The organism is Desulfovibrio sp. DV, from assembly GCF_001936595.1.
Taxonomy (GTDB): domain Bacteria; phylum Desulfobacterota; class Desulfovibrionia; order Desulfovibrionales; family Desulfovibrionaceae; genus Solidesulfovibrio.
This window is the reverse complement of the sequence record NZ_MLBG01000014.1, coordinates 1-23,223: the sequence shown is the minus strand read 5'-3', so window position 1 is coordinate 23,223 and position 23,223 is coordinate 1. Positions and strand designations below refer to the sequence as shown.

The 23,223-nt window shown below is 57.5% G+C and carries 18 protein-coding genes; 14 read left to right on the top strand and 4 right to left on the bottom strand.

Translation table 11 applies throughout. From position 1 onward, the window contains the following. Positions 1 to 178: 178 nt before the first annotated feature. The 14 genes from prsT (at position 179) to DVDV_RS22150 (ending at position 16,653) form a co-directional block, all read left to right on the top strand. Positions 179 to 2,722, top strand: coding sequence for an XrtA/PEP-CTERM system TPR-repeat protein PrsT (prsT, locus tag DVDV_RS05595; protein ID WP_075353729.1), 2,544 nt, complete (start codon positions 179 to 181; stop codon positions 2,720 to 2,722). 69 nt (positions 2,723 to 2,791) lie between these two features. Next, a complete protein-coding gene (locus DVDV_RS05590) occupies positions 2,792 to 4,120 on the top strand; it encodes a TIGR03013 family XrtA/PEP-CTERM system glycosyltransferase (RefSeq protein ID WP_075353728.1) in 1,329 nt (442 codons plus the stop codon). A gap of 42 nt (positions 4,121 to 4,162) precedes the next feature. Then, positions 4,163 to 4,963 (top strand): polysaccharide biosynthesis/export family protein, encoded by an 801-nt coding sequence (locus DVDV_RS05585; protein ID WP_075353727.1) that lies wholly within the window; start codon positions 4,163 to 4,165, stop codon positions 4,961 to 4,963. Between the two features lie 13 nt (positions 4,964 to 4,976). After that, positions 4,977 to 6,437, top strand: a complete 1,461-nt coding sequence (locus tag DVDV_RS05580; protein WP_075353726.1) for an XrtA system polysaccharide chain length determinant — start codon at positions 4,977 to 4,979, stop codon at positions 6,435 to 6,437. A gap of 115 nt (positions 6,438 to 6,552) precedes the next feature. Beyond that, positions 6,553 to 7,362, top strand: a complete 810-nt coding sequence (locus DVDV_RS05575; RefSeq protein ID WP_075353725.1) for an XrtA-associated tyrosine autokinase — start codon at positions 6,553 to 6,555, stop codon at positions 7,360 to 7,362. Positions 7,363 to 7,379: 17 nt separating this feature from the next. Continuing rightward, positions 7,380 to 8,534: an XrtA/PEP-CTERM system-associated ATPase gene (locus DVDV_RS05570; protein WP_075353724.1), complete on the top strand. Its 1,155-nt coding sequence runs from the start codon at positions 7,380 to 7,382 to the stop codon at positions 8,532 to 8,534. Between the two features lie 7 nt (positions 8,535 to 8,541). Next, positions 8,542 to 9,834 (top strand): hypothetical protein, encoded by a 1,293-nt coding sequence (locus tag DVDV_RS05565; protein WP_139311535.1) that lies wholly within the window; start codon positions 8,542 to 8,544, stop codon positions 9,832 to 9,834. Between the two features lie 5 nt (positions 9,835 to 9,839). Then, a complete protein-coding gene (locus DVDV_RS05560) occupies positions 9,840 to 10,754 on the top strand; it encodes an XrtA system polysaccharide deacetylase (RefSeq protein WP_083634652.1) in 915 nt (304 codons plus the stop codon). Between the two features lie 28 nt (positions 10,755 to 10,782). Continuing rightward, a complete protein-coding gene (locus DVDV_RS05555; RefSeq protein ID WP_075353722.1) occupies positions 10,783 to 11,262 on the top strand; it encodes a DUF5935 domain-containing protein in 480 nt (159 codons plus the stop codon). A gap of 98 nt (positions 11,263 to 11,360) precedes the next feature. Continuing rightward, positions 11,361 to 12,161 (top strand): O-antigen ligase, encoded by an 801-nt coding sequence (locus DVDV_RS05550; protein ID WP_075353721.1) that lies wholly within the window; start codon positions 11,361 to 11,363, stop codon positions 12,159 to 12,161. Between the two features lie 4 nt (positions 12,162 to 12,165). Then, on the top strand, positions 12,166 to 13,311 hold the full coding sequence (locus DVDV_RS05545; RefSeq protein WP_075353720.1) for a glycosyltransferase family 4 protein: 1,146 nt from the start codon (positions 12,166 to 12,168) through the stop codon (positions 13,309 to 13,311). Between the two features lie 64 nt (positions 13,312 to 13,375). Then, positions 13,376 to 14,395, top strand: coding sequence for an acyltransferase (locus tag DVDV_RS05540; protein WP_083634651.1), 1,020 nt, complete (start codon positions 13,376 to 13,378; stop codon positions 14,393 to 14,395). A 65-nt stretch (positions 14,396 to 14,460) separates the two neighbouring features. Continuing rightward, complete coding sequence (locus tag DVDV_RS22155) at positions 14,461 to 15,495, top strand: nitrous oxide reductase family maturation protein NosD (protein WP_175577065.1); 1,035 nt, start codon at positions 14,461 to 14,463, stop codon at positions 15,493 to 15,495. Positions 15,496 to 15,501: 6 nt separating this feature from the next. Beyond that, on the top strand, positions 15,502 to 16,653 hold the full coding sequence (locus tag DVDV_RS22150; protein ID WP_075353717.1) for a glycosyltransferase: 1,152 nt from the start codon (positions 15,502 to 15,504) through the stop codon (positions 16,651 to 16,653). 67 nt (positions 16,654 to 16,720) lie between these two features. Here DVDV_RS22150 and DVDV_RS05525 read toward each other — a convergent pair whose 3' ends face one another. From DVDV_RS05525 to DVDV_RS05510, 4 genes are read right to left on the bottom strand one after another with little or no spacing between them, the layout of a single operon-like run. Then, a complete protein-coding gene (locus tag DVDV_RS05525; RefSeq protein WP_075353716.1) occupies positions 16,721 to 17,920 on the bottom strand; it encodes a glycosyltransferase in 1,200 nt (399 codons plus the stop codon). Continuing rightward, the gene (locus DVDV_RS05520) at positions 17,917 to 19,038 is read right to left on the bottom strand and encodes a glycosyltransferase family 1 protein (protein ID WP_075353715.1); all 1,122 of its coding nucleotides are present in this window, start codon (positions 19,036 to 19,038) and stop codon (positions 17,917 to 17,919) included. The genes DVDV_RS05525 and DVDV_RS05520 overlap by 4 nt, the downstream gene beginning before the upstream one ends. Before the next feature lie 4 nt (positions 19,039 to 19,042). Beyond that, positions 19,043 to 21,934, bottom strand: a complete 2,892-nt coding sequence (locus DVDV_RS05515) for a glycosyltransferase (protein ID WP_075353714.1) — start codon at positions 21,932 to 21,934, stop codon at positions 19,043 to 19,045. Beyond that, positions 21,925 to 23,082 (bottom strand): glycosyltransferase, encoded by a 1,158-nt coding sequence (locus DVDV_RS05510; RefSeq protein ID WP_075353713.1) that lies wholly within the window; start codon positions 23,080 to 23,082, stop codon positions 21,925 to 21,927. The genes DVDV_RS05515 and DVDV_RS05510 overlap by 10 nt, the downstream gene beginning before the upstream one ends. Positions 23,083 to 23,223: the final 141 nt, after the last annotated feature.

Sequence of the window (23,223 nt, the reverse complement as noted above, 5' to 3'; positions counted from 1 at the left end):
CCGCTTTCGCCGAGGTACCCTTTCCATGACCTACGCAACGGCGCTCCCTGGTGGCGGAAAAATCCGGCAGCCGGCAACACGGCCAATCGGGAACCGGGAGGTTCCGGCCGCCACCCCGGCCATCGGTCAGGCCGCCCAAGCCGCTCCCACGACGCCGCCGCGGCCAGGGAGCCGCCTCTTGCGCAATCTGGCCCTCATCCTGGCCTTGCTCCTGGCTGCCTGCCGCCAGGAGTCGCGCGAAGCGCTGCTGGCAGAGGCGGGCAAGCACCTTCAGGACGGCAATCCCAGAGGCGCGGTCGTTATCTACAAAACCTGTCTGGAACGGTTTCCCGACGACCCCGGCACCCGCTTCGCCCTGGCCAAGGCCTATCTGGATATCGGCAAACCCGAGCAGGCGGAAACCGAGTTGCGAAAGCTCGCCAACGGCTCCGGCGCTCCAGCCGACCTGCAAGTCTACCTGGGTCGGGCCAAACTGGCCAAACAGGCCCCGGCAGAGGCCCGAAAAGCGTTCCAGGCCCAGTTGGCCGCCTTCCCCGACAGCGCCTCGGCCTGGGAAGGGCTCGGTTTCACCGAGCTCCAGGCAGACGCGCCCGCAAAAGCCGTCGAGGCTTTTGAACGCTCCCTGGCGCTTAATCCGGGCTTGGCCGACGCCAGATGCGCCCTTGTCGAGATCCTCATGCGGGAAAACGACTTCGAACAGGCCAGCCGACAACTCGACCAACTCTTTGAGCACCATCCCGCCCACCACGCCGGCATGCTCCTTCTGGCCAGGCTTGAGATCGCCCGGGATAATCCGGAAGCCGCGGCCGCGACCTACGCAGCCATCATGGCCAAACACCCAAGGGACATCCTGGCCCGCTCGCAGCATGCCCTCATCCGCCTGCTGTCTGCCAACGAGACGGCACCGGCCGAAGAGGCAGCCACCAAACTGATCGCCACCGCCCCCAAACGGCCTGAAGGGTATCGCCTGCGCGGTTTGCTGGAACTGCGGCGGGGAGAATACGCCCAGGCCATCAACAGCTTTCAGATGGCCCTGAAGCAGTCTCCGGATCCCGCCTCGAACGTCCTGATGGCGGAAGCCTATCTCGGCAATGGCAACCCGGAAATGGCCATCAGCGAACTCTGTCTGGTCCTGGACCAGCGTCCCGACGACGCCAAGGCCCGTTGGCTGTTGGCCACCATCAATCTGCGCCTCAACCGTATGGACGAAGCCATCGCCGAACTCGAAAAACTCCTCCAGCACCACCCCGAGGACACCCAGGCCCAGCGCCTCATCGGCGACACCATGCTGTCCCAGGGCGCATTGGACAAAAGCCTGTCTGTCTTTACGGCTCTCGAACAAAAACAAGGAGCGACCCAGGACACGCTGGTGCGCAAAGGCATTATTCTGGCCAGGCAGGGCCGCACCGCCGAGGCCGAAACCACCTTGCGTCAAGCCGTGGCCCTGGACCAGACCGCCCTGGAAGCGCGGGTCATGCTGGCGACCTTCCTCAAACAGCAGGGCCGGTTCGACGAGGCAGAGGCATCCCTTGACCTCGACAATTCCAATCCCGAACAGAAAGCTCTGGCCTACAACGCCCAGGCCAAGCTCCGCTTTCAGCAGGGACGTTTCGCCGAAACCGAGGCATTGCTGCAAAAAGCGCGAGAGATGGCCCCGAATATGGGCATGACCTACTACAATCTGGCCACCCTCGACTTCAAGGAAGGTCGGCCGGAAAAAGCCGCCTACTGGTACCGGACCCTCCTCGAACGCCATCCCGACGATGTTCCGGCCCGTTTGAATCTGGCCTCAGCCCTGGAATGCCACGGCAAGAACGCCGAGGCCGAGGAGCAGTTACGCGTGGCCGCCGCCACCAAGCAGCTCAAGCCCATGCTCCTGCTGGCCGATTTTTACTCCAGAAACGGACAGACGTCCCAGGCTCTGGAGGCCATCGCCGTCTGTCAAGCCGTCCACAAGGACTCCGTCCCCGCCTCCGTCCTCACATTCCGTCTGCTGCTGCAAGCAAACGACAAGGCCAGGGCCCAGGCCGAACTGCAACACTTGGAGCGGCTCGACAAGAAACGCGCCTTTTCGGAAAGCTTCACGGCTGCGCTCAAAGCCGGGGCCTGGCCTGAAGCCGAGATACTGGCCAAAAAGAGCATCGAAGAGGGTCCCCACAACGCCGAAAACTATCTGCCCATGGCCAGACTGCTGGAAGCCAAGGGCGATGCGGTCGCGGCTCAGGAAATCATACGCCGCGGCCTCGAAGCCGATATGACCAATGCCAAGGCGCGCATCGCTTTGGCCATGCAGTTGCATAATGCGGGAAAAAACCAACAGGCGCTGGAACAATTGGACACGCTTCTCAAGCCCGGAGCCCCCCAGGCTCTGGCCTACGTTTCCAGGGGCATTGTTCTTCAGGCTCTCGGCGAAAATGACAAGGCCATTGCTGACTACGAAAACGCCCTGCGTCACCAGGGTCAGAATCTGACGGCCCTCAACAATCTTGCCCTGCTCTATGCCGATCGTCCTAGCCAGGCCCCCCAGGCACTCGACTTGGCCTGGGCTGCGTACAACCTCGATCGCAACGCACCCGCCGTCCTCGATACGCTCGGATACGCTTTATTGAAGAACAACCATGTTGCCAATGCCCAGGTCATACTCAAGCGGGCACTCCAATTATCCCCGGACGATGAAGCCATCGCCAAGCACTTGCAGCTGGCAAAGACAGACAAGCAATAGACGTTAAAAGCGAAGAGGCCAACTACAATGACAACAGAAACTTTGCACTTACCGAGAAAGAATTCGCTCATGTCGTTATCAATCATCGATGCAGTCATCGCTCTGCTGTCTTTCCACGCAGCATTCCTTTTAATAAACAAACAATCCGAACTCAGTCAAAATTTCTATTCCGAAACCATGACAACATATATCTTGATCGTTTGCCTACCGTACACACTAATGCACCTGACATACACCTCAACACAAATCAAGATGCATCTGAGAAATATTATTTTAAAACTGCTCATTTCAATTGCCCTGTCATTTATCCTGTTCGTCACCATCGCGGAGATCAGGCCACTGGACCAAGAGCGCTCGACAATGCTGGTCACAATCGGGGTTTTTGCCTTGCTGATGCTCGCCATAGAAACCCGGCGCAACCGGGATGATGCCATCCCCAACCTTATCCGTCGCGTTCTCATTGTGGGCAACGGCGCGCTAGCCGACGACATGGAACGCCTGGTGGCTTCGGGCGAGCACGCCTACAGGGTGGCCGGCAGAATACACTACCCGACCAACGCAAAGACCGGTTCCAACACCACCCCCATGGACCTGTGCCAGACAGCCCTGAGCCTCAAGGCCAACAAGGTACTCATATCCTTGGCCGAGCGACGGGGGGTCTTTCCGCTTCAGGAAATGCTCAACTGCAAACTGAGCGGCATCGAGGTACTCGACGCACCCACCCTGTATGAACGGATCACCGGCAAACTGCTTATCGAAAACATTACTCCCAGTTGGTTCATTTTCTGCCATGGTTTCCAACTGTCCAAACTGCTGCTGGCCGCCAAGCGTTTCATGGACTTCACCTGCGCGTTGACGGGCATTCTTGTCATCCTTCCTTTCGTACCACTGATTGTTCTGGCCATTGCCCTTGACTCTCCTGGTCCCGTTTTGTTCAGACAAGTCCGCGTCGGAAAAGGTGACAGAAATTTTGTGTTGTACAAATTCAGGACAATGCGACAGGATGCAGAAAAAAAGACCGGTGCAGTGTGGGCATCCACAAAGGATAGCAGGGTAACCAGGATCGGCACATTTCTTCGCAAGAGCAGAATCGACGAATTACCGCAGCTGATCAACGTGCTCCGTGGAGAAATGAGCCTCGTCGGCCCTCGCCCAGAGCGCCCTGAGTTTGTCAAAAACCTTAAGAAGATAATTCCGTACTACTCTGAGAGACACTTTGTGAAACCCGGAGTAACCGGATGGGCTCAGGTCTCGTATCCTTACGGAGCATCGGTAGAAGATGCCATCGAGAAACTGAGATTCGACCTTTACTATATAAAAAATTTGTCGATTTCATTAGACATTAAAATAATTTTGAAAACGGTTCTTGTCGTTTTGTTGCAACGCGGCGGACGCTAACCAAGCCTGTCCAGGGAACAAACATTGAGACTGGAGTACATCATGCGCAAGTTGGTCCTGATCCTGACGCTGCTCGCGACTCTGCCGTCAGCCGTCCTGGCCAAGGATTATGCCATCACGGTCGGGGACAAGCTCACCATCAGCGTCCTTGGCGAACCCGACTACCTCACCGAAGCCCTGGTCAGGCCGGACGGCAAGATAACGCTTCGCAATTTCGGCGAAGTAATGGCACGCGGACTGACCCCGGAGCAGTTACAGGAAGAACTCTCGAAAAAACTCCGTGAACTGATCCGCAATCCCAGCGTCAGCGTAATGGTGACCCAGTTCGCCAACTCCAAAATCTTCCTTGTCGGCGGAGGCGTCAAACCGACCGCATTCGATCTGTCCATGCAGACAACCTTGCTCCATCTGCTGACGAGCATCGAGGACATGTCCGCCGCCGATCTGGCAAATGCCGCCCTAATTCGGGACGGCCGGGATATAAAAAAGGATTTTACCTCCCTCTATGCAGGCGATGCTTCGCAGGATGTGTCCCTCAAGACGGGGGACACTATCGTCATTCCGGCCTCATCATCCTCCAAGGGTGTGTACGTCGTTGGCGCTGTTACCACGCCAAAGATGGTTCCTTACAGGGATGGAATGACCATACTCGAAGCACTGCTTGAAGCTGGTGGATTCAATAAATTTGCCAGCCCAAACAACACCAAAGTTGTGCGGAGAACGAACAATCAGGACGAGGTCATTAAAGTCGCAGGCAAGCGACTCGTTCGCGACGGTGATTTGTCCCAGAATATTGTCTTGCGGGGCGGTGATCTCGTCATCGTCGACGAAGGCTTTTTCTAGCCGGAGAATGTCCATGAACAACATCCTTGCCCAAATCGATTACTTCAAAAAACTCATCAACTCGCAAAAGCTGATGTTTACCGTTGTCGCGCTGTTGACAATGAGCCTTGTTACCGTTGTAAACTATTTAATTCCGGCCAAGTACGAGGCAAGCACTACAATATTTATCGAGCAGAATATCATCACGGACCTGGTTAAAGGAATAGCGATCACCTCGAGCATGCAAAGCAAGATCAAGAATTTGACAGGCAGCCTGACCAGCCGTTCACTGTTGCTCGATGTCGTCAAGACCCTGGACAAAGACTTGGCTTTTTCCTCGGACGCCGACCAGGAAAACTACATCAAGAGCATTCAAAAGCGCATCACTATCAGCCTGAATGAAAAACAGGGCTTGCTTGTGCTGACGTTTCGGGACCATGATCCAAAGTTCGCTCGAGACTTCGCCAATGCATTAGCCAGGACTTACATCGAACAAAACACTTCCTCCAAGCGACTGGAATCCATCGAGGCCGCCAGCTTCCTGGCCAACCAGATCGAGACCTTCAAAAAACGTCTGGACAGCGCTGATGCCACCATAAATGCGTTCAAAAGCGAAAAAGGCCTGATCCTCAGCAGCGACGAGACCTATCTTCGCGGTGAAATCCGCGCAGCCGAGCACAAACTCGAAGAACTCTCCATCCGCCGGGCTGACCTTGAGGCCAAACTGACCATTTTGACCGCCCCCAAAGCGCCCGGCAAAAAAGGCGACTCCCGGAGCGAGGCCGAACTCAGGCACCTGCGAAGTATCTATACTGACAAGCACCCCAAAGTACAAAAGGCCCTGCAAGCCGCACAGGCATCTCGCAGCAAAGGTGAATCCGGTTCAGATTTTACCTCTGAAAAAGACGAGATTCAATTGTTGAAGGCCGAGATAAACACTCTCAAGACACTTGAAGAGCGACAAGTCAAAATTATTGAAGAAAACAAAATATTGTTTCAGGAAATGCCCCATGTAAAATCGGCCTTGGCCGAACTGATCAACAAGAAAGAAGAAGAGTCTCGTATCTATGATCAGTTGGTGACACGCTATGGACAATCGGAAATATCCAAGCAAATGGAACTATCCGATAAGTCCGTCACTTTCCGGGTCATCGACACTGCCCTGCTCCCAGAAATTCCGGTCAGTCCCAACAGAGTGGCCATCATCATCATGGGCATCTTTTTGGGCATTGCCACTGGCATCGGTGTCGTCATCCTTGTCGACCGTTTCAGCCCGACTCTACGATCCCCCCTTGATATCAAGAATTTTGATACCCATGTGCTGGCCGTCATACCCCTCATTGTGTCCGAACATGAAAAGCAAGCCCTCAGACACAAGGACCGCCTCGTCATTATTGCCGGGACGGCCTATTTCGCGCTCATTCTCGGAGTCCTTTTCCTGGAAAGCCTCCGGGCGCTGCATGTTTCCACTTGGCTGACCAAGCTCACCGGCTGACATTCTAAATTGGCCCGATAAATGCTATATTCTCTCTACTTGCCCTGTGACGCAAGACGACAGCCGTCGGTTGGCGCACCTGCGCCAACGGAGCAGAATACGAAGGTGAAAACTGATGGGACGAATTGAAGAAGCTCTGGAAAAAGCCGTGCGGCGCATCGTGCCGGACACGCCTCCGCCTCCTTTGCGGGCGGACGACAACACGCCCTCCACTCCGCCGGCCAATATGGACCCGGAACAGGTTACGGACGAACGCCTCGTCGTGATTAAAAGGCCGCACTCCCCGGAAGCCGAGGAATTTCGAAAGCTCAAAGAGGCCCTTTTCAAAGAGATCAAACGTCGGGAAACATTTGGCAATGTCATATTGATCACAAGTGCTGGGCCCAGGGAAGGCAAATCGCTGGTCACGCTCAACTTGGCCGTCAGCCTGGCCCAGGAACACGACCACACCGTGCTCGTCATCGATGCGGATCTCCGCAAACCGTCGTGCCATCGGCCGTTCGGCATCGAGGTCGCACCGGGATTATCGGACTACCTGACTGACAACCTTCCCTTAAGTCGCGTCATGGTCAGATCCGGTGTCGGCAATCTGGTAATACTTCCTGCCGGCAAGCAGATCACAACCCCTTGTGAGTTATTTTCTTCAAATACCATGCGCCAGATGATTCAAGAAATTAAACACCGCTACCCGGACCGAATCATTCTGATTGATTCCCCACCTATTCTGAGCTTTGCGGAGACAAGAATCCTTGCCGATCAAGCAGACGCAACCATCCTGGTCGTCAGAGAAAAGCTTTGCACCCTGGAGTCTATCCAGGAATGCCTCAAGCTGCTTCAAAACAAAATTATCGGCATAGCCTACAATGGATCTACTGTTCAGTACAACCACCAGAACGGTTACAATTACGAATACGACAAAAACTGAGACGCAAAGGGACAGTTTTGTACAGAAAATACTTTAATTTTTCCCGGAAGCCTTTTGAATTGCTTCCAAATCCTGACTTTTTGTACCTCAGCCAGTCGCACAAAAAAGCCTTGACCTATCTTCATTACGGCATACGTGAGCGCCTTGGATTTATCCTGCTTACTGGACAAGTCGGCACAGGGAAGACAACCATCGTCCGCGAGCTCATCGACAAATATATGCAGGGAGCTCTCCTGGCCCACATTTTTCACACTCGCATGGAAAACCGACAACTCCTGGCCATGATCAACGAAGAACTCGGCATGACCTCGGACAAGAAAAACAAACCGGCCCTTCTACGCGAACTACACGACTTCCTGATAGACCAATATTCCAGACGAAAACCCGTAGTTCTGATTATTGATGAAGCACAAAATCTGTCACCGTCCATTCTGGAAGATATACGAATGCTCTCCAATCTGGAGACAAAAGACGACAAACTGTTGCATATTATCCTGGTTGGACAACCGGAATTGCGTCAGACATTGGCAGCACCCGAACTACTGCAGCTTCGCCAGCGAATTCAAATAAATTGTAAAATTGAACCTTTAGCTAATGACGAGACAAAAAACTACATTCTTCACCGGCTCGAATCAGCAGGAAACAGGGAAGCCCTCGATTTTAGTGAAGACTGTTTTCCTGCAATTCACAGCTATACGAAAGGGATTCCGAGACTAATCAATATTCTTTGCGATTTCATTTTACTCGATGCGTATGCCAATGAAGTAAAAAGTGTTTCTCATGAGGCAATCCACGAAATTGCAAACGACATATCATTCAACGCCCAGTATTGGGAAACAAGTCAGTTGACAGCTATACACAACATTGGCAACATAGATTCAAATACACCCCAGGATCCAACAAATAAGCTTCATGGAATTCTGATCAATTTCAACAAACGCCTGCGCCATATCGAGTCTGGAACACCTGAAAAGCGACAAGGGGTTGACGATGAATTACGCGCCACGATCCAAACCATGAACAACCGACTGGAACAACTCGGCCAAGTCGTGTCGAGCCTGGATATGCAGGTCAAAGCCCTCGCGATACCGATGCTACAGCCTTCTGCAGCCGCCAAACCCGACACATCTGGCAGGTCCTGGTTCCGTCGCCAGTTTTTCGGAAAGTCTTGAGGCACCCATGGCTTTGCGCCCCCTCCATCATCGCCACCAACAATCAGACAGCATGCACCGGGTATCCTGGATCCTGTCGTGCATCCTCCCCCTTGTCGGATTCCTGGCCTTGGCCGTGGTCCTGTTTCGCCCTTTGCCGGCCTTGGCGGTCGATTGGGAGACGAGCGCCTCCATATCCCTGAGCGAGGAATTTAATGACAACGTCAACGATACAGCCAACGCCAAAAGTGATCTGATCACCAGCCTCAAACCGACCCTGAAACTGGATTATGCCGGAAACCGCACAACCGCCTCCGTGGCCTATGCAGGCAGCCTGCGCCAGTACGCCTTCGGCAACCGGCAAAACGAGTTTCTCAACACCCTGGAAGCCAAGGCCAGCCTGGAGGCCATCGAAAACCTGCTGCTGGCCAAGGTTTCAGACAGCAATAAAATGGTCTTTACTGACGCGACCCTGGGGGCGGCCACCGAAGCTGATTCCACCAGCAACCAGGTGAACCAGAACAATCTCAAAGTCGGACTGGGCCTGCAGCCGGCTTCCTGGGAGCGGACCCCGGTCTCTCTCGATGTCGACTACATGAAGACCACCTACTGGGACGGCACCGGTATCGACAAGAACGGGCAGCAGATCGTCCTCGACGTGCTCCACTCGGCCACACAACTCCTGGATATTGGTGGAGACGCCAAGGTATATCGGCAGGAAGCTGCAGACACGAACCTGACCCGCATTTCAGCTACAGGCGTCGTTCGCTTCACCTACGCAGAAGACTGCTACCTCTATAGCCGGGTCGGAGTGATGCGTTCCGTTATTCAGGGAGAGAGCCACGAAATCCAGCCCATCTGGAGCGCCGGCTTAGCCCACGTTTTTGGCCGCACGAGCCTGACCATCGACAGCCAGGCAGGCTACATCGACAATCCGTCAACTATCCAGGACACCTATCGCACCACGATCACGGCCAATCTGCAACGAACCTTTGAACGTTCAATATTAACCTTGAATGCCGGATATGTCGATTATTCAGGAAATGATACGCTTCAGAGCAAGCAATTGACCGTTGGCTTAAAGGAACTTTACTCGCTTACACCACGGTTAAATTTTGTATTAAGTGGCTCATATATTACCAATACGACAAGCATCCAGACTTTGGATCGCATTTATGGAGCCTCTGAGCTGCACTACGAACTGCCATCCGACTACAGTTTGTCATTGTGGTTTCGCCACAAGGTATCCAATTCCACCACCAACAACGCCAATACCTACCACGCCAATATGGTAGGCATTGGACTACAAAAAACATTTTGAGCACCATGGCAGCACCAGCCATTCAAAATGCCTTGACCGTCGATGTGGAAGACTATTTCCACGTCAGCGCCTTTGAGAACAGCATTTCCCCTGCATCCTGGGACGAACGGGAGACCCGGGTCGAGGCCAATACCCGGCGGATACTCGAACTCTTCGCTGCTTATGGCTTGAAAGGTACTTTTTTCGTCCTGGGCTGGGTGGCCCGTCGCCACCCAACTCTTGTGCGCGAAATTTGCGCGGCTGGCCATGAAGTGGCCTGCCACGGCATGGGTCACCAGCGTATCCACACCCAGACCCCGGACCAGTTCCGGCAGGATGTGACCGAAGCCAAGGCCCTGCTTGAAGACATCGCCGGGGTTCCCGTCATGGGCTACCGAGCTCCAAGCTATTCCATCACCCGCCGCACCGTGTGGGCCCTGGACATTCTCATCGAATCGGGATTCACCTACGATTCCAGCTTGTTCCCCATTATTCATGATCTTTATGGCTTCCCCGGTACCTGTCCACATCCCCACCAGATCGCTCGCGACAGCGGCAACATCCTGGAGTTCCCCCTGTCTACCCTGCGTTTTCGTTTGTTCGGACGTACCTTGGCCGTGCCGGTTGCCGGAGGCGGCTACCTGAGGCTTTTTCCCGGCCGCTTCATCGCCTTTGCCCTCTCCCGGATCAATACGCGGGAGAAACAGCCGGGCGTGTTATACTTCCACCCCTGGGAACTCGATCCCGGTCAACCTCGCATCCCGGGCGGCCTCAAATCGCGTTTTCGGCATTACCTCAACCTGGACAAGACTGAGGGGCGGCTTCGTGGCCTGTTTGAGATTCTGCAATTTGCCCCAATGAAAACAGTTCTGGAAAATTGCCCGCATCTTCCCCTGGTTCTTATGGGCGACAAACCAGACGCAATACCGTACCGATCCTAAGCGAAAAGCAAATCAGGAACGGATTACCATGGGTTTTAACACACTTCTTAGCCTGCTAGGAGCCGTTACTCTTGAGCAACCATGGTTTATGACGATCCTGTTTTCATTGTTCTACATTGTTTTGGGATTATTATCTCTGACCAGACCCGTGGCAGCCATCGTCATGTATTTCGGGACTGTCATCATGAATCCTCAAAACAGCTATCCAGTTTTCATGGATCTTCCAGTGGCCAAAACTATGGCGATCTGGTGCATCATTATATCCCTTCTCAACTTTAGTAAACTTCATTTTCGATTTCATTTCATTATGTTCCTTGTACTTATATTTATATTCACTGCCAATATTTCTGATCTATACTCATTGTCATCTCTGTTGTCAGAAAAACGCACTGAAGAATTTAACAAGACATTCATCATGATGTTTATAACCGTGTTGGCTGTCAATACCCGCAGAGATTATGATTTTCTTTTCTGGGGAATAACCGGTAGTTTTTTTACAATATCCTGAAAAATATTATTCAGACACAAACCAAAGGCCAATGGGTCGTTGTCACAGGTACGGCGGGCTGGCTTGGAGACTCCAACGACTGGGCGCTAGCCCTGGCCATGGCCTTGCCGCTTTTCTACAGGGCCCTCATCGTCAAGTGGAACAATGGCTGGTTCGCACGCCTGTCGTACGGCCTCGCTACGGCCGGGGCCCTGCTCACGCTGACCATGACTTCCTCCCGAGGGGGATTTCTAGCGACCGCCATACCCGGGATCATTTTTTTGGCCATGGACCGCAAGCCGGGGAAAGCAGCGCTTGCCTCGCTTGCCCTGGCCTGCGTCGTGGCTTTTTACATGCCCGGGACCTTTCTGCGGAAAATCGAAAGCCTGGCCGGCATGTCCGACAAGGTGACGACAAGTTGGAACAATGGCACCGACGAAGACCAGGAGTATACCGGAGCAGAACGGGTATACTACTGGAAGGTGGCCAAACAGATCATGGAGGAACATCCCTTCACCGGAATCGGCTGGGGTAATTTCGCGGATGAATTCGCCCGGCGCGAAGGCTTGAGCGAAGGCATCGTTGCCCACAGCACTTGGTTCCAGGTGGGAGCCGAGGCCGGCATGACGGGACTTGCGGCATTTTCAGCCATGATCGCCGGAGCCATAGGCTATTCCTTCATGGCTTGGCGACGCTTCCGTCGCACTGGAGACACCTGGGGAGAGATGCATTCCCGCGTACTTTTGACCGGCCTACTGGCCTATTGCGTGGGCGGCACGTTTATTAGCCGTGAATACTCAGAACTGTTGTTCCTTTATATTGCCATGACCGCCGTCATAGCCGAACAGTCCTTGCTGGGAGCCACCACATCCCCGGCGACTTCTCCCGCCCTGAACTGTCTGGTCCGCAACCCCCAGTAAATCCATGCGCGCCCTGGTCTACACCTCGCTGTTTCCAGCTTCCTGGGCTCCGACCCATGGCATTTTCGTCAAGGAACTTGTCAGGCATCTGGCCGATCTGCTCCCGGTCGCCACGGTTGTTCCGGAGAACGGATGGCGCAGACTGTTCGCGCCTTCGACTGCCAACGGACGGCCAATTGCATCCGACTCTCCAATATTTCGTTGCCGCTTCTGGACAATCCCCAAATTTTGTAAAGGACTGGATGCACATCTCATGGCCCTGGCCAGCAAGACAGCTTTCCGCCGGGCCCTCCAAGACCGGCCTGATCTTGTGCATGCCCACTTCGCCTACCCGGATGCTGCCGCAGCGGCTTTGCTTGCCTGTGAGGCCGGATTGCCCCTTGTCGTGACTTGCCATGGCTCCGACATCAATGTTCTGACCCAGAACGCGACCAGAAAAACAATCATTGCACGGTCACTGCGCCAAGCGGTTGCGGTGGTGACCGTCTCAAAAGACCTGTCCGACAAGGTCGCCTCCCTGGGCGTAGACCCGGACCGTATCCACACGATTCCCAACGGTGTGGATTTGTCGCGTTTTCAACCGGGGGATAAAAACCACGCCAGACGTCATCTCGGCATTGGGACGGACGGTCCGTTGTTGGCCGCCGTCGGCCGGTTGGAACCAGTCAAGGGATACGACCGGCTTCTCGAGGCCGTGGCCGCAATGCCGGATATCAATCTGGTCCTTGTCGGGCACGGCAGCCTGCGACGCCCCCTGGAGCATATGGCCGCTCAGTTGCGCATCCAGAAACGTGTCCATTTTGCCGGCCCTGTCCGGCACGAAGACTTGGCCATCTATTTCCAGGCAGCGGATTGTCTCGTCATTTCAAGCCATTCCGAAGGTTGGCCCACGGTTATTCATGAGGCCCTGGCTTGCGGCACGCCTGTGGTCGCCCCGGCCGTAGGCGGCATCCCCGAGGCTCTGGCTGATCCAGCCCTGGGGGTGGTTGTACCAAGCGGCCAGGCAACAGACCTTAGGGCAGGCATCCGGCTGGTTCTGGACAAGCAACTGGACCATGCTGCTCTGGTGGAGTCTGCCGCCGCCCATCAATGGTCTCATGTTGCCCGCAGATACAGGGATCTTTATGCATCAATCCTCAAACGAAACTGACGAATCAATACTATTAAAACTACAATAATTAACTTCAAAGCCAAATTTCATTTATATAGTTGAAATGAACATCCCATCCAGCTTTTCATTCTTTTTATTTTGGTCTTTATTGTTTATATCATTTTTGCCGTTAAAAAAACAGCAAGACAATATCACTTCAAATATGGAATTCACGAACACAATAAAAGGTTTCGCGATGTTTATGATTCTTTATCACCACTCGAGAATATACCATTCAAAAGAATTTTGGTATCTTTTTTTGGGAGGAGAGCTTTACTCTGGCGTTTCACTCTTTTTTTTTATTTCTGGAATAGGCCTGTCAAAATCATATAAACTCAAAAAATATAGTTTTTTTGCTTTTTTCAAAAGAAGGTTCCTGACAATTACTATTGGCTCTGCAGTATGTATATACATGCGCAATATTGTTTCGCCATTATGGGGCGGTCAATTCAGCCTGGATATTTCGCCGCTTGTCCTTATGGGATTTCATGAATGGTATATTGTTGCCATCCTCACATGGTACAGTATTTTTATTATCATAATGAAAGCACAACACAGTTACTTTGACACTTTATTCTACACACTTATTGCAACGGTCTCAGTCTGGGCAATCCTATCCGGGCTTGCAGACCAGTACAACATGACAAAGCTATGGGCTAGATTTCCTTTTTCATTTGCCATAGGCATTATCCTCGGGGACTATATTGAGGACATACTTCTATACTGCCAAAAAAGAACTCTACACATTCTTATTCTTTGCTCCATACCATTCCTTATCCTTCTCAAGAATGGGACAGGGAACTATCCGTACACCATTGCCATGGATATACTGTCAATCCCCATATCTTTAGCAATCTGCTCGCTATTTTATACGTTTCACCTCAACAGAAGACTTCTCATTCTCATGGGTCAATACTCCCTCCCAATGTACCTGCTTCAGGTTGTTTTCATAAAAAATAGCATATTATATTCATTTCTTGGATATAATGTCATATCGCTTATCTTGACATGGCTTGTCATCTTCATTCTGTCAATAATAACAGGGAAAACACACAAAACAATACTCAACGCTATAAAAATATAGTCCACATACCTATCATTTCAAACAAACTCCATTATCAAGTCGACAAAACACAAGGAACAGGAACCATGACGCCCCAAAAAAAATTCAGCAGTATAGCGTTCACTTTTATTCTTTTTGCTCTTTCCACAAACCTGCTCGCAGCGACAAACATCGAAATCCTTCCAGAAGATACCGCCACAACAATTCAAGCCAAAATACGATCCGTATCGTCCGGAACCATGATAGTGATCGCTCCGGGACACTACACGACCACAATCCGCCTCACAGGACTCCATGGAGATGCCCAACTCCCCATCAAAGTGACCGCCGCCCCGGGCGCGATCATTGAGGGGGCTTACAACAAGGACAACAATACATTCAGCAGCGGATCCGGCATCAACATAGAAAAATCACAAAACGTAATTATAGAAAATTTTATGATCTCCGGATTCGAGCGTGGCATCACCATCGGCGCCTGTGACGCCATAGAAGTAAAGAATTGCACAATACATGATGTTGGAAACTATGGAATCATGTCCTACAAAAGCAACAACACGAAAATTTCAAACAACACCATAGAACGCTCGTATCGTGAGCATGGCATATACATGAGTGCATCAGGAAATACGCCAACTATTGCCGACAATACCATCCGTGACACTCACATCAACGGCATCCACATCAATGGAACCATCGTCAATCCAACCGTCAGCAACAACCACCTCGAGCGTACCGGTACTTTTCCCGTCAAGGAAGGAGGGGCCGCTATCACCCTGGTCGGCGGCGTGACCGATCCCGTCGTGCGCCACAATACCTTCACGGGCATCTACGGCCAGGGCATCACAGTCAATGCCCCCAATGCCGCCATTATCGAGAACAATTTCGTTTCCTATACCTGGAGCGGCATCCTCGGCCTGCCAAAGGCCCTGGACCTGAAACTCACCGGCAACACCTTTGCCGACTCCAAGGTCATTCCCCTGCAACTCAACGCGGACGTCATCCCCTCCCTGACCGCGACCGGGCAACACTATGCCCCTGGCATCCCGGTGTGCCAGGAACAGAACAGCCAGAGGACCTATACCCTTGGGGCCTGGAAGGAGATGGGGAAAGATGTCCAGTAACGGGGGATGCCAACCGTTGTCTACCATCACCGCACCCAGGGCGTAGATGCCCAGGGTATCCATGTGACGGAGATGTGTCGGGCTTTTGAAACCCTCGGCTATCAAGTGGTCAAAGTGTCCATCCATGCCAACGAACGGCCGGGAAGCGTCCAACGGACGGGGCTGCTCAGCCGTATTATCGCCAGGATGCCGCGCTCGGTTTATGAACTCCTGGAAATCGGCTACAATTTCTGGGGTTGTGCCCGTTTGTGGCGGGCTGTGCACCGGCATCGGCCAGCCTTTATCTATGAGCGCTACGCATTGTTCAACGTTTGCGGCGTTGTTGTCTCATTTCTCACCCGCACCCCCCTTGTTTTGGAAATCAACTCGCCTCTGGCCCTGGAACGCCGGGAATTCGGCGGTTTGGCCCTGCGCCGTCTGGCCCAGGCCACGGAGACGTGGATTACCCGTCAGGCCAGCCGAAACATCACAGTCACCCAGGTGCTCAAGGAGATGCTGGTGGCCAACGGCGCTCGGCCGGAAACCATTACGGTCATGCCCAATGGGGTCAATGCCGATGAATACGTTTCAAGTGGCCCCGTGGAGCAACAACGTCGCCCGGTAACCCTGGGATTCGTTGGTTGGTTTCGCCGCTGGCACGGCTTGGCTGAATCCATCGCTGCCCTTGATGACGACGGCCTGTTCGCGGCCGGCGTCCGGCTTGTCCTTGTGGGAGACGGTCCGGCCAGGCCTGCACTGGAATCCCTCATCACCTCCAGGCGCTTGGGAAATGCCGTCAGCATCACCGGTTCCATGGACCGTCGGTCCGTTTTCCACCTGTTGGCCGGACTCGATATTGCCTTGCAGCCGGCAGCAACGGCCTATGCCTGTCCCATGAAGCTCATCGAATATCTGGCCGCGGGCAAAGCGGTGGTGGCCCCGGACCAGGCAAATATTCGGGAACTGGTTTCGGACGGCGAAAACGGGCTGCTCTTCCCCCCCGGCGACTGGGCGTCCATGGCAAAACGTGTACGGGCTCTCGTCCATGACAGGGCTCTGCTCGGTCGTTTGGGGCAAAATGCCCGGCGCACCATCGTGGCAAAGGATCTGACATGGCTTGGCAACGCCCGGCGGGTGGCCATGCTGGTGCAAGAAACAGCCTCGTGCGGCCTCTGTTGAGAGAGACACGCCTCACAAAGAAACCGGGGTCTGGGGGACTCGGATTGTTGTATTGGCGTCCTCTTGGTCAGGGCTCTCTCTGGCTGATCCTGCGCTCCCACGCGGCGGCCACCGCAGCGACATGGCCCTCGAGGCTGTAGCGCCCCAGAAGCTTTGCCCGTCCGGCCCGGCCAAGTCGCTCGCGTAGACCCGCGTCCCCAAGCAGACGGACCACGGCCTGGGCCAAGGCTGTCGCGTCCCCCGGTGGAACCAGCAATCCGTCCACCTCCGGCTCCACCACTTCGCGCGGGCCTCCGGCATCCGTCGCCACTAGTGGCTTTTCCAGAGCCATGGCTTCGAGCAGCACCCGGCCAAACGGCTCCGGGCTGGTGGAGGCATGGACGACGACCGTGCATGCGGCCATGGCCGAGGCCACGTCCGGTTCGTGCCCCAGGCACCAGACCCGCTGCCCGAGCCCAAGCGCTCTCACCCTCTCCCGCAAGGCCGCCAACCGGATCCCCGAGCCATCGGGATCGCCGCCGACCACAACAGCCCCGGCTTCAACCCGGCCAATGAACCGGGAACATGCCTTGATAAACGTCTCGTGGCCCTTCCAGCCGGCCAAGCAGGCCACGAGACCGACCAGCGGCAGATCCGGCGGCAGGCCATGACGAATCCGGAAAGCCATCGGGTCGGCCCCGGCGGCAAAGGCCCAGGCGTCAAGCCCTTCCGGAATGACGGCGATCCGATCTTCCGGCATTCCCACAGCCCGGACCGAGCCGGCGACATAATCGGAAACGGCCACCGCCCCGGCCGCTTTCCGGGCCAGCCAGGCGGTCAGACGGCCCGGATATTCCGGGGACCGGACATGGATCAGGCAGGGTCTGCCGGCTTTTTGCGCCCCAAGGAGCACGGCGTCGTTGATGAGCAGCCCATTGTTGCCGACAATCAGGTCGATGGCCTCACGCCCGGCATAGGCCGCCACACTGGCGGCAAAGACCCGCCCTGTGGTGGCCTGGTCCACCGCGAATGCGATGGGCCCGGCGCACCGACCGGCAAACCGATGCAGCGCCCGTTCCAGGCCCGAGGCCGGGCCATAGCGCCGCAGCCTCGGCAACACGCCAATACGGGCCACGGCCCCTTCAGCCTTGATGCATTGCTGGGGATACGACGTCAGGCAATGCACTTCCCAGCCGGCCGGGTCCAGGCCGGCCAGCAGGCTGGCCAGACTGGTGAGCGCGCCTCCGAAACCAGCCCCGTTTTCCACCACAAGGACTCGACGCTTCACGCCAGACACTCCTTGAACAGGTCATGATGCGCTCTGGCGGACTGGGCCCAACCAAAGCGCCGGACGTTGTCGCGCCCGGCCGCAACAAGCCTGTCGGCCAGTTCAGGCGAACGCAACACCGCAAGAATCCCCCGGGCCAAGGCGGCGGGATCAGCCGCATCGACAAGGCTTGCCGCCTGGCCCGCCACTTCGGGAATGGACGCCCTGTCCGAAGCCACCACCGGCGTGTCCAAAGCCATCGCCTCCAGGGGTGGCAGCCCAAACCCCTCGAACAGGGAGGGATACACGAAGACCCGCGCGCCCTGGTATAAGGCGTCCCGATCGGTTTTTTCCACAAAGGGCAGCAGCCGCAACCGCTCACCCAGTCCAAGCTGCCGGCCAAGGGCCTCGAAGCCGGCCCTGGCCCGATCTTGAACCCCGGCCACCAGAAAATCGACTTCCGTCGTTTCTTTGGCCAGCAGGGCAAAGGCCCGAATCGTGCCTTCGGTGTTTTTCCAGGGACTCTCGGCACCAAGAGCCAACACGTAGGGCCTCCGGGCCAGCCCCCGGGCGCGCGCATGGCCAAAGGCCGAGGCCTTGTCCGGAAACATGCGCGCAGGCAGCGTCGCCCCGTTGGGAATGACCCGGACCAGATCGGGTTGGCAGCCGAACACAGCCTCGATCCGGGACTTGGAAAACCGGCTCACCGTGACCACCCGCCGGGCATGGCGGCGCACCCACCACGGAGAGACCCAGCCATGGAACAGCCGGTCGGCCAGGCTGCCGTGGCGTACCTGCTCCTGCAGCAGGGTGTCGTGCACCGTGGTCGCCTGAGGCAGCCCCGGCAGGGGACAGGCCTGATTGGCCGGGCCCCAGAAAAGGTCCGGTTCAAGTCCCCGGACCACACGGGGCAGGACCCGCCAATCCCACAGGCGCAGTCGATACCCGGCGACCGCCGGGACCACGACGTTTTCCAGACGAACGGAACCTTGCAGCCTGTCTGCCGGAATCGGCGTTTGGCTGACGAGAACAAAGCAGTCCTCGGGCTCCGGCCAGGCCGCCAACAGTTCGCACAGATAGGAACCTATGCCGCGCAGCTCCGGGTATCCGAGCACCCTGGCGTCAACTGCGATGCGCATGGTGTCAGTCCTGGGGAAAAAAGCGTTGCAGCACGGCCGCCGCCTCAGTGGCTCGCGCGGTCCAGGTATGGGCCATGGCGGCCCGACGTCGGCACTGCGCAGCTTCCTCAGCCTCGGCCAGGGCATCCTCGACGGCCTCGATAAAGCCCCCGGGGGTGTCGGCCAGCCGGACGTGGGCCTCCAGATCGGGGTGCATGGCCACCCGGGTGGCCACAATGGGCCGGCCGGTGGCCAAATAATCGTAGAGCTTGATCGGATCCAGGGTGCCGGTGAGGGCGCCTGTTTTGTGGGGCAGCAGGCAGACGTCGGCTTGGGCGGTCAGAGAAGCGGCCTCGTCGTAGGGCATGGCACCGGTCAAGACGACGTTGTTGAGACCGCGCAAGGGGTCAAGGCAGGACGGATCACAGACCACCGGTCCGACCAGCACCAAGGTCCAGCCGGGTCTGGCCCCGGCGACCGCGGCCACAAGCTGCACATCCAGACGTTCGGTGATTTGCGACAGATAGACCAACATGGGGCGGCCGGCGGCCAGGGGATGGGGCGTGGCCTCCGGGGCTGGCGGCCGGAACACGTCCGGGTCGGTGGCATTGGGCAGCAAAACCGCTTCCGGGCACGCCCCCCTGGCCCGATCCTGGAGGGCCCGGGACACGGTGAACACGAGGTCGCAACGGCCAAGGAGCGCCTCCTGGCGGGCGTCCAAGGCGACTCGCTCCGCTTGAGCGCGTTCCGGCGGCAAAGCCGCCGCCCAGTCATCCGTCCAGTCGTAGACGATAAGCTCTGCCCGGTCTCCCAGGACGTCCAGGGCATCCAAATGGGAGGGATGGTACAGCCACAACACGTAGCCATCGGCCAATCCGGCCCGGGCCACGAAATGGGACAGCTGCCGCAGCCAGGACCGCCGATTGGCCAAGCCAAGGGCCGGAAAGGTGCGCTGTCCGGGCCAGGGAAGCAATGGCGTGGCCAGACTGAAGCCATGGCCCTGGTTCACGGCGCGGCCTTTGAGGGCACGACGTTGCCTTTCCCCGCCGCAGCCGAGCAAGCGGCCCGGATGTTCCACGATCTCAGTCATGACCACGCCCGGCTCGATGTAGAGAGTGCGCGGGCTGTGGCCGAGCCGGGAGAGTTCAAAGAGCAGGCGCTGCTTGCGCTTCCATAGCCCGGACCAGGGATCGGCGCTGAGGCAGACGATGCCGGGCAACGCGCCCCCGCCGGTTGTGGCCGGCCCCTGGCGCAGCCGCCAACCCCAGGTCTGACCGGGCCTGCCGGCCCCGGCCAGGATCACGGTGTCGCCTCTGGCGGCTTCCACGGTCCCGGCCGGGGCCAGGGATTCGCCACCCCAGACGCACAGGGTGGTCCCGCTGGCAGAATCGCGGACAAAGCCGCGCCCCGTCTCCAGCCGGCCGGTCGCGGCCAATGGAATGTTGTGCCCCCGGACCTCGGCCATGGCTGCATCACCGATGCCGGGCGGCAGTGCAAGCCGGTCGCGGCCATGGATGAACCGATCGCCGAAGACCAGTTCCCGTTCCCATCGCGCCCCGCCCGTTTCCAGGGCCAGCCGCCAGTGCCCAGGACCGCGCCCCGGGGTCAGGCTTCCCTCGGCTCCGGCCGGAGCCTGCCACGCCTCGCCCGGCTTTCGCCAAAGCGGGGCGAAACAGTGGGCTTCCTGGCCAAAGCCGGCGGCGCGGCTCCCGTATTTGCCCGGGCCAGGGCCGAGGGGGCCGCGAAAAAACGGCTCGTCGCCAAAGGTTATATCGTGAGGGGTGATGCCTGCCTCGGTGCGATACCCCGCGCCCTGCCGTCCGGCCGCGAACAGAGCGAAATAGTGCCTGCGCCGCACAGCCAGGATACCGCTTTGCCGCAGCCAGACATCTCCGGGCGGCGGCGCAGCGCTATCGCCCTCGGGCATGGCCACACGCGCGGCCAGGGACAGCCACAGAACGGCGAAGGCATTGTACACCGTCAGATGATGATAGTCGTACCAGCCGGCCCGGCGGGCGACAGGCAGCCCGTTGAGCACCAGGGGCCACCAGCCTTCGGTCGTCTGGAAGCGTGCCAATCGGCCAAGTACGGCTTGGGCCGCCCACCGGTGATGCCGCGCCATTTCCGGGTCCAGCGTCGCCGCCACCCGGAACAAATAAATGGCGCAGGCGTAGCCGAAGATCTGGCCCTGGCCGCGCCCCAGGGCGTTCATTTCGCCGTCCGGGGCGGTGATGGCCAGAAGCCAGCGCGCCGCCGCCACAATGGCCCGGCCTACGGCCGGACGTCGCCCGAGCAGGCGATGCAGCAGGCAGGCGGTGTAGGCATGGTATTGGCTGGGCAGGCTGGCGCTACGCACGTCCTCGATGCCGCCGTCAGGCAGTTGCGCGCCGAGGACGAAATCCAGCCACTTTTCAGCCTGGGGCAGGTCGTCCGGCCGGGCCAGGAGGTCATGGCGCAAGAAATGGGCGGCAGCTCGCATGGCCACCCAGTTGACGGCCCAGTGGGGATTGGTTTTCCAGGCCTCCAGTGTGCCCCGCCAAGCCTCGGTTTCGGCTGCATCGACGCTCCCGGCAAGCAGCAGGCAACTTTCCGCAAAAGCCAGATTGTTGAAATCCCAGTGGTAATCCCAATTTCCTGGCGGATATTCGTCCAGGCTCGTACGCTGATGGAAGGACAAGGCCGACCGGGCGGCCCGCAGCATGTCCGAGTCGCCGGTTTCCGCGTGGCGTAGGGAGCAGGCCCAGGCAAAATGCGTTGCGGCGTAGTGGTCGCCGATGACCTTGCCATCCAGGGGATCGCGGATGCCGCCCTGGTCGTAGCCGGGCTCTGACACCTGGCATCGGGCCAGCCAGGCGAGCCCTTTGGCGGCCAGGGCCTCGATGTCCGGCTCGGGAAAACGGGCTGTTACTACTTCCATGTGGCCTCCCTCCCCTGACCTTCCCGAGACAAGACGGAGGCATACATTTCCCGATACGCATCGAGCATGTGCCGCCGATCATAGCGGGCCGCCACAACCAGCCGGGCTGCCCGCCCAAGGCGCTGCCGCAGGTCGGCATCGGCAAGCAGCCCGGCCAGGGCCCCCGCCAAAGCCCCGGCGTCTCCGGCCGGCAGAAGCATCCCGCTTTCTCCATCCTGCACGATACCCGGAATGCGGCCCACGGCCGAGGCGGCCACGGCCCGGCCGGCCGCCATACCCTCAAGCAGGGCAAAGGGCAGGCCTTCCGAAAGTGAGGGCAGGACCAGGACATCCAAACCGCCCATCACCTGCGGAATATCCGGCCGCGCGCCGGTGAAGCGCACTTTCCCGCCAAGACCCCGAGCCACGGCCTTGGCCTCGAGTTCCCGGCGCAAGCTGCCGTCGCCGACGAAAACCAGCCGGGCCTGGGGCATGTTCCCGGCCACCCGGACAAACGCCTCGAGGAGCACCTGCGGCCCCTTTATGTCCTCCAGCCGTCCGACCATGCCGACCAGGAGTTGCCCCTCATTGAGGCCGCACTCCCGGCGAAACAGTTCTCCCCCGCCGCCGGCAAACGCCGTCAGGTCCACGCCGTTTTCGATGACCGCCACCCGCCGGGGGGAAACACCGTCGCGCGCAACCGACGCCCCGGCCAGTTCCGGAGAGACCTCGACCAGCCGGCGCACCCCCAGGCACAGCAGGCGCTTCTCCAGCCGGCGACGCAGCCGCGCATCGAGATAGTGGCGGCTGTGCTCGGTGAAAAGCACGGGGATGCCCAACACAAGCCCGGCCGGCACGGCATAGGCCAGACTGGCCAAATCATGGGCATGCACCAGTTGCGTCCCGCGCTTTCGCAGCAACACGGTCAGTCGAGCCAGGGCCACGGCGTCGAGGGCCATCTGCCGGCGTTTGACCAGGGTAATTTCAATACCGCGCGCCTCAAGCGGCGCGGTATTGGCCTGGATCGAGTCCAGGCAGACGACCAAGGACCTGGCTCCGGCGTCCTCGAGGTCCACAGCCAGTTCCTGGACCAGCCGCTCGCCACCACCATAGGTCATGTTGAGGATGACCTGCGCAACGCGACGGCCGCTAAGCCCGGCGCCCACCATCACTCCCCCTTCCCGGAGCCGCCAAACCGGCCAACTCGGCCTTGAGGGCGAACCAGTCGGCTGGTACCCCGGGCCGCAGTCCTGCCAGACCCAACCGCAGGCCGGCGGCCTCTTTGGGCCGGCGCTCCGTGGCCACAGCGA

Coding starts and splice junctions, on each gene's coding strand:
- DVDV_RS05510 (WP_075353713.1), bottom strand. CDS start 23,082: ATGGTGGGCGCCGGGCTTAGCGGCCGTCGCGTTGCGCAGGTCATCCTC.
- DVDV_RS05550 (WP_075353721.1), top strand. CDS start 11,361: ATGGCCTTGCCGCTTTTCTACAGGGCCCTCATCGTCAAGTGGAACAAT.
- DVDV_RS05565 (WP_139311535.1), top strand. CDS start 8,542: ATGGCTTTGCGCCCCCTCCATCATCGCCACCAACAATCAGACAGCATG.
- DVDV_RS05575 (WP_075353725.1), top strand. CDS start 6,553: ATGGGACGAATTGAAGAAGCTCTGGAAAAAGCCGTGCGGCGCATCGTG.
- DVDV_RS05540 (WP_083634651.1), top strand. CDS start 13,376: ATGAACATCCCATCCAGCTTTTCATTCTTTTTATTTTGGTCTTTATTG.
- DVDV_RS22155 (WP_175577065.1), top strand. CDS start 14,461: ATGACGCCCCAAAAAAAATTCAGCAGTATAGCGTTCACTTTTATTCTT.
- DVDV_RS05520 (WP_075353715.1), bottom strand. CDS start 19,038: ATGCGCATCGCAGTTGACGCCAGGGTGCTCGGATACCCGGAGCTGCGC.
- DVDV_RS05555 (WP_075353722.1), top strand. CDS start 10,783: ATGGGTTTTAACACACTTCTTAGCCTGCTAGGAGCCGTTACTCTTGAG.
- DVDV_RS05585 (WP_075353727.1), top strand. CDS start 4,163: ATGCGCAAGTTGGTCCTGATCCTGACGCTGCTCGCGACTCTGCCGTCA.
- DVDV_RS05545 (WP_075353720.1), top strand. CDS start 12,166: ATGCGCGCCCTGGTCTACACCTCGCTGTTTCCAGCTTCCTGGGCTCCG.
- DVDV_RS05580 (WP_075353726.1), top strand. CDS start 4,977: ATGAACAACATCCTTGCCCAAATCGATTACTTCAAAAAACTCATCAAC.
- DVDV_RS05590 (WP_075353728.1), top strand. CDS start 2,792: ATGTCGTTATCAATCATCGATGCAGTCATCGCTCTGCTGTCTTTCCAC.
- DVDV_RS05560 (WP_083634652.1), top strand. CDS start 9,840: ATGGCAGCACCAGCCATTCAAAATGCCTTGACCGTCGATGTGGAAGAC.
- DVDV_RS22150 (WP_075353717.1), top strand. CDS start 15,502: ATGCCAACCGTTGTCTACCATCACCGCACCCAGGGCGTAGATGCCCAG.
- DVDV_RS05515 (WP_075353714.1), bottom strand. CDS start 21,934: ATGGAAGTAGTAACAGCCCGTTTTCCCGAGCCGGACATCGAGGCCCTG.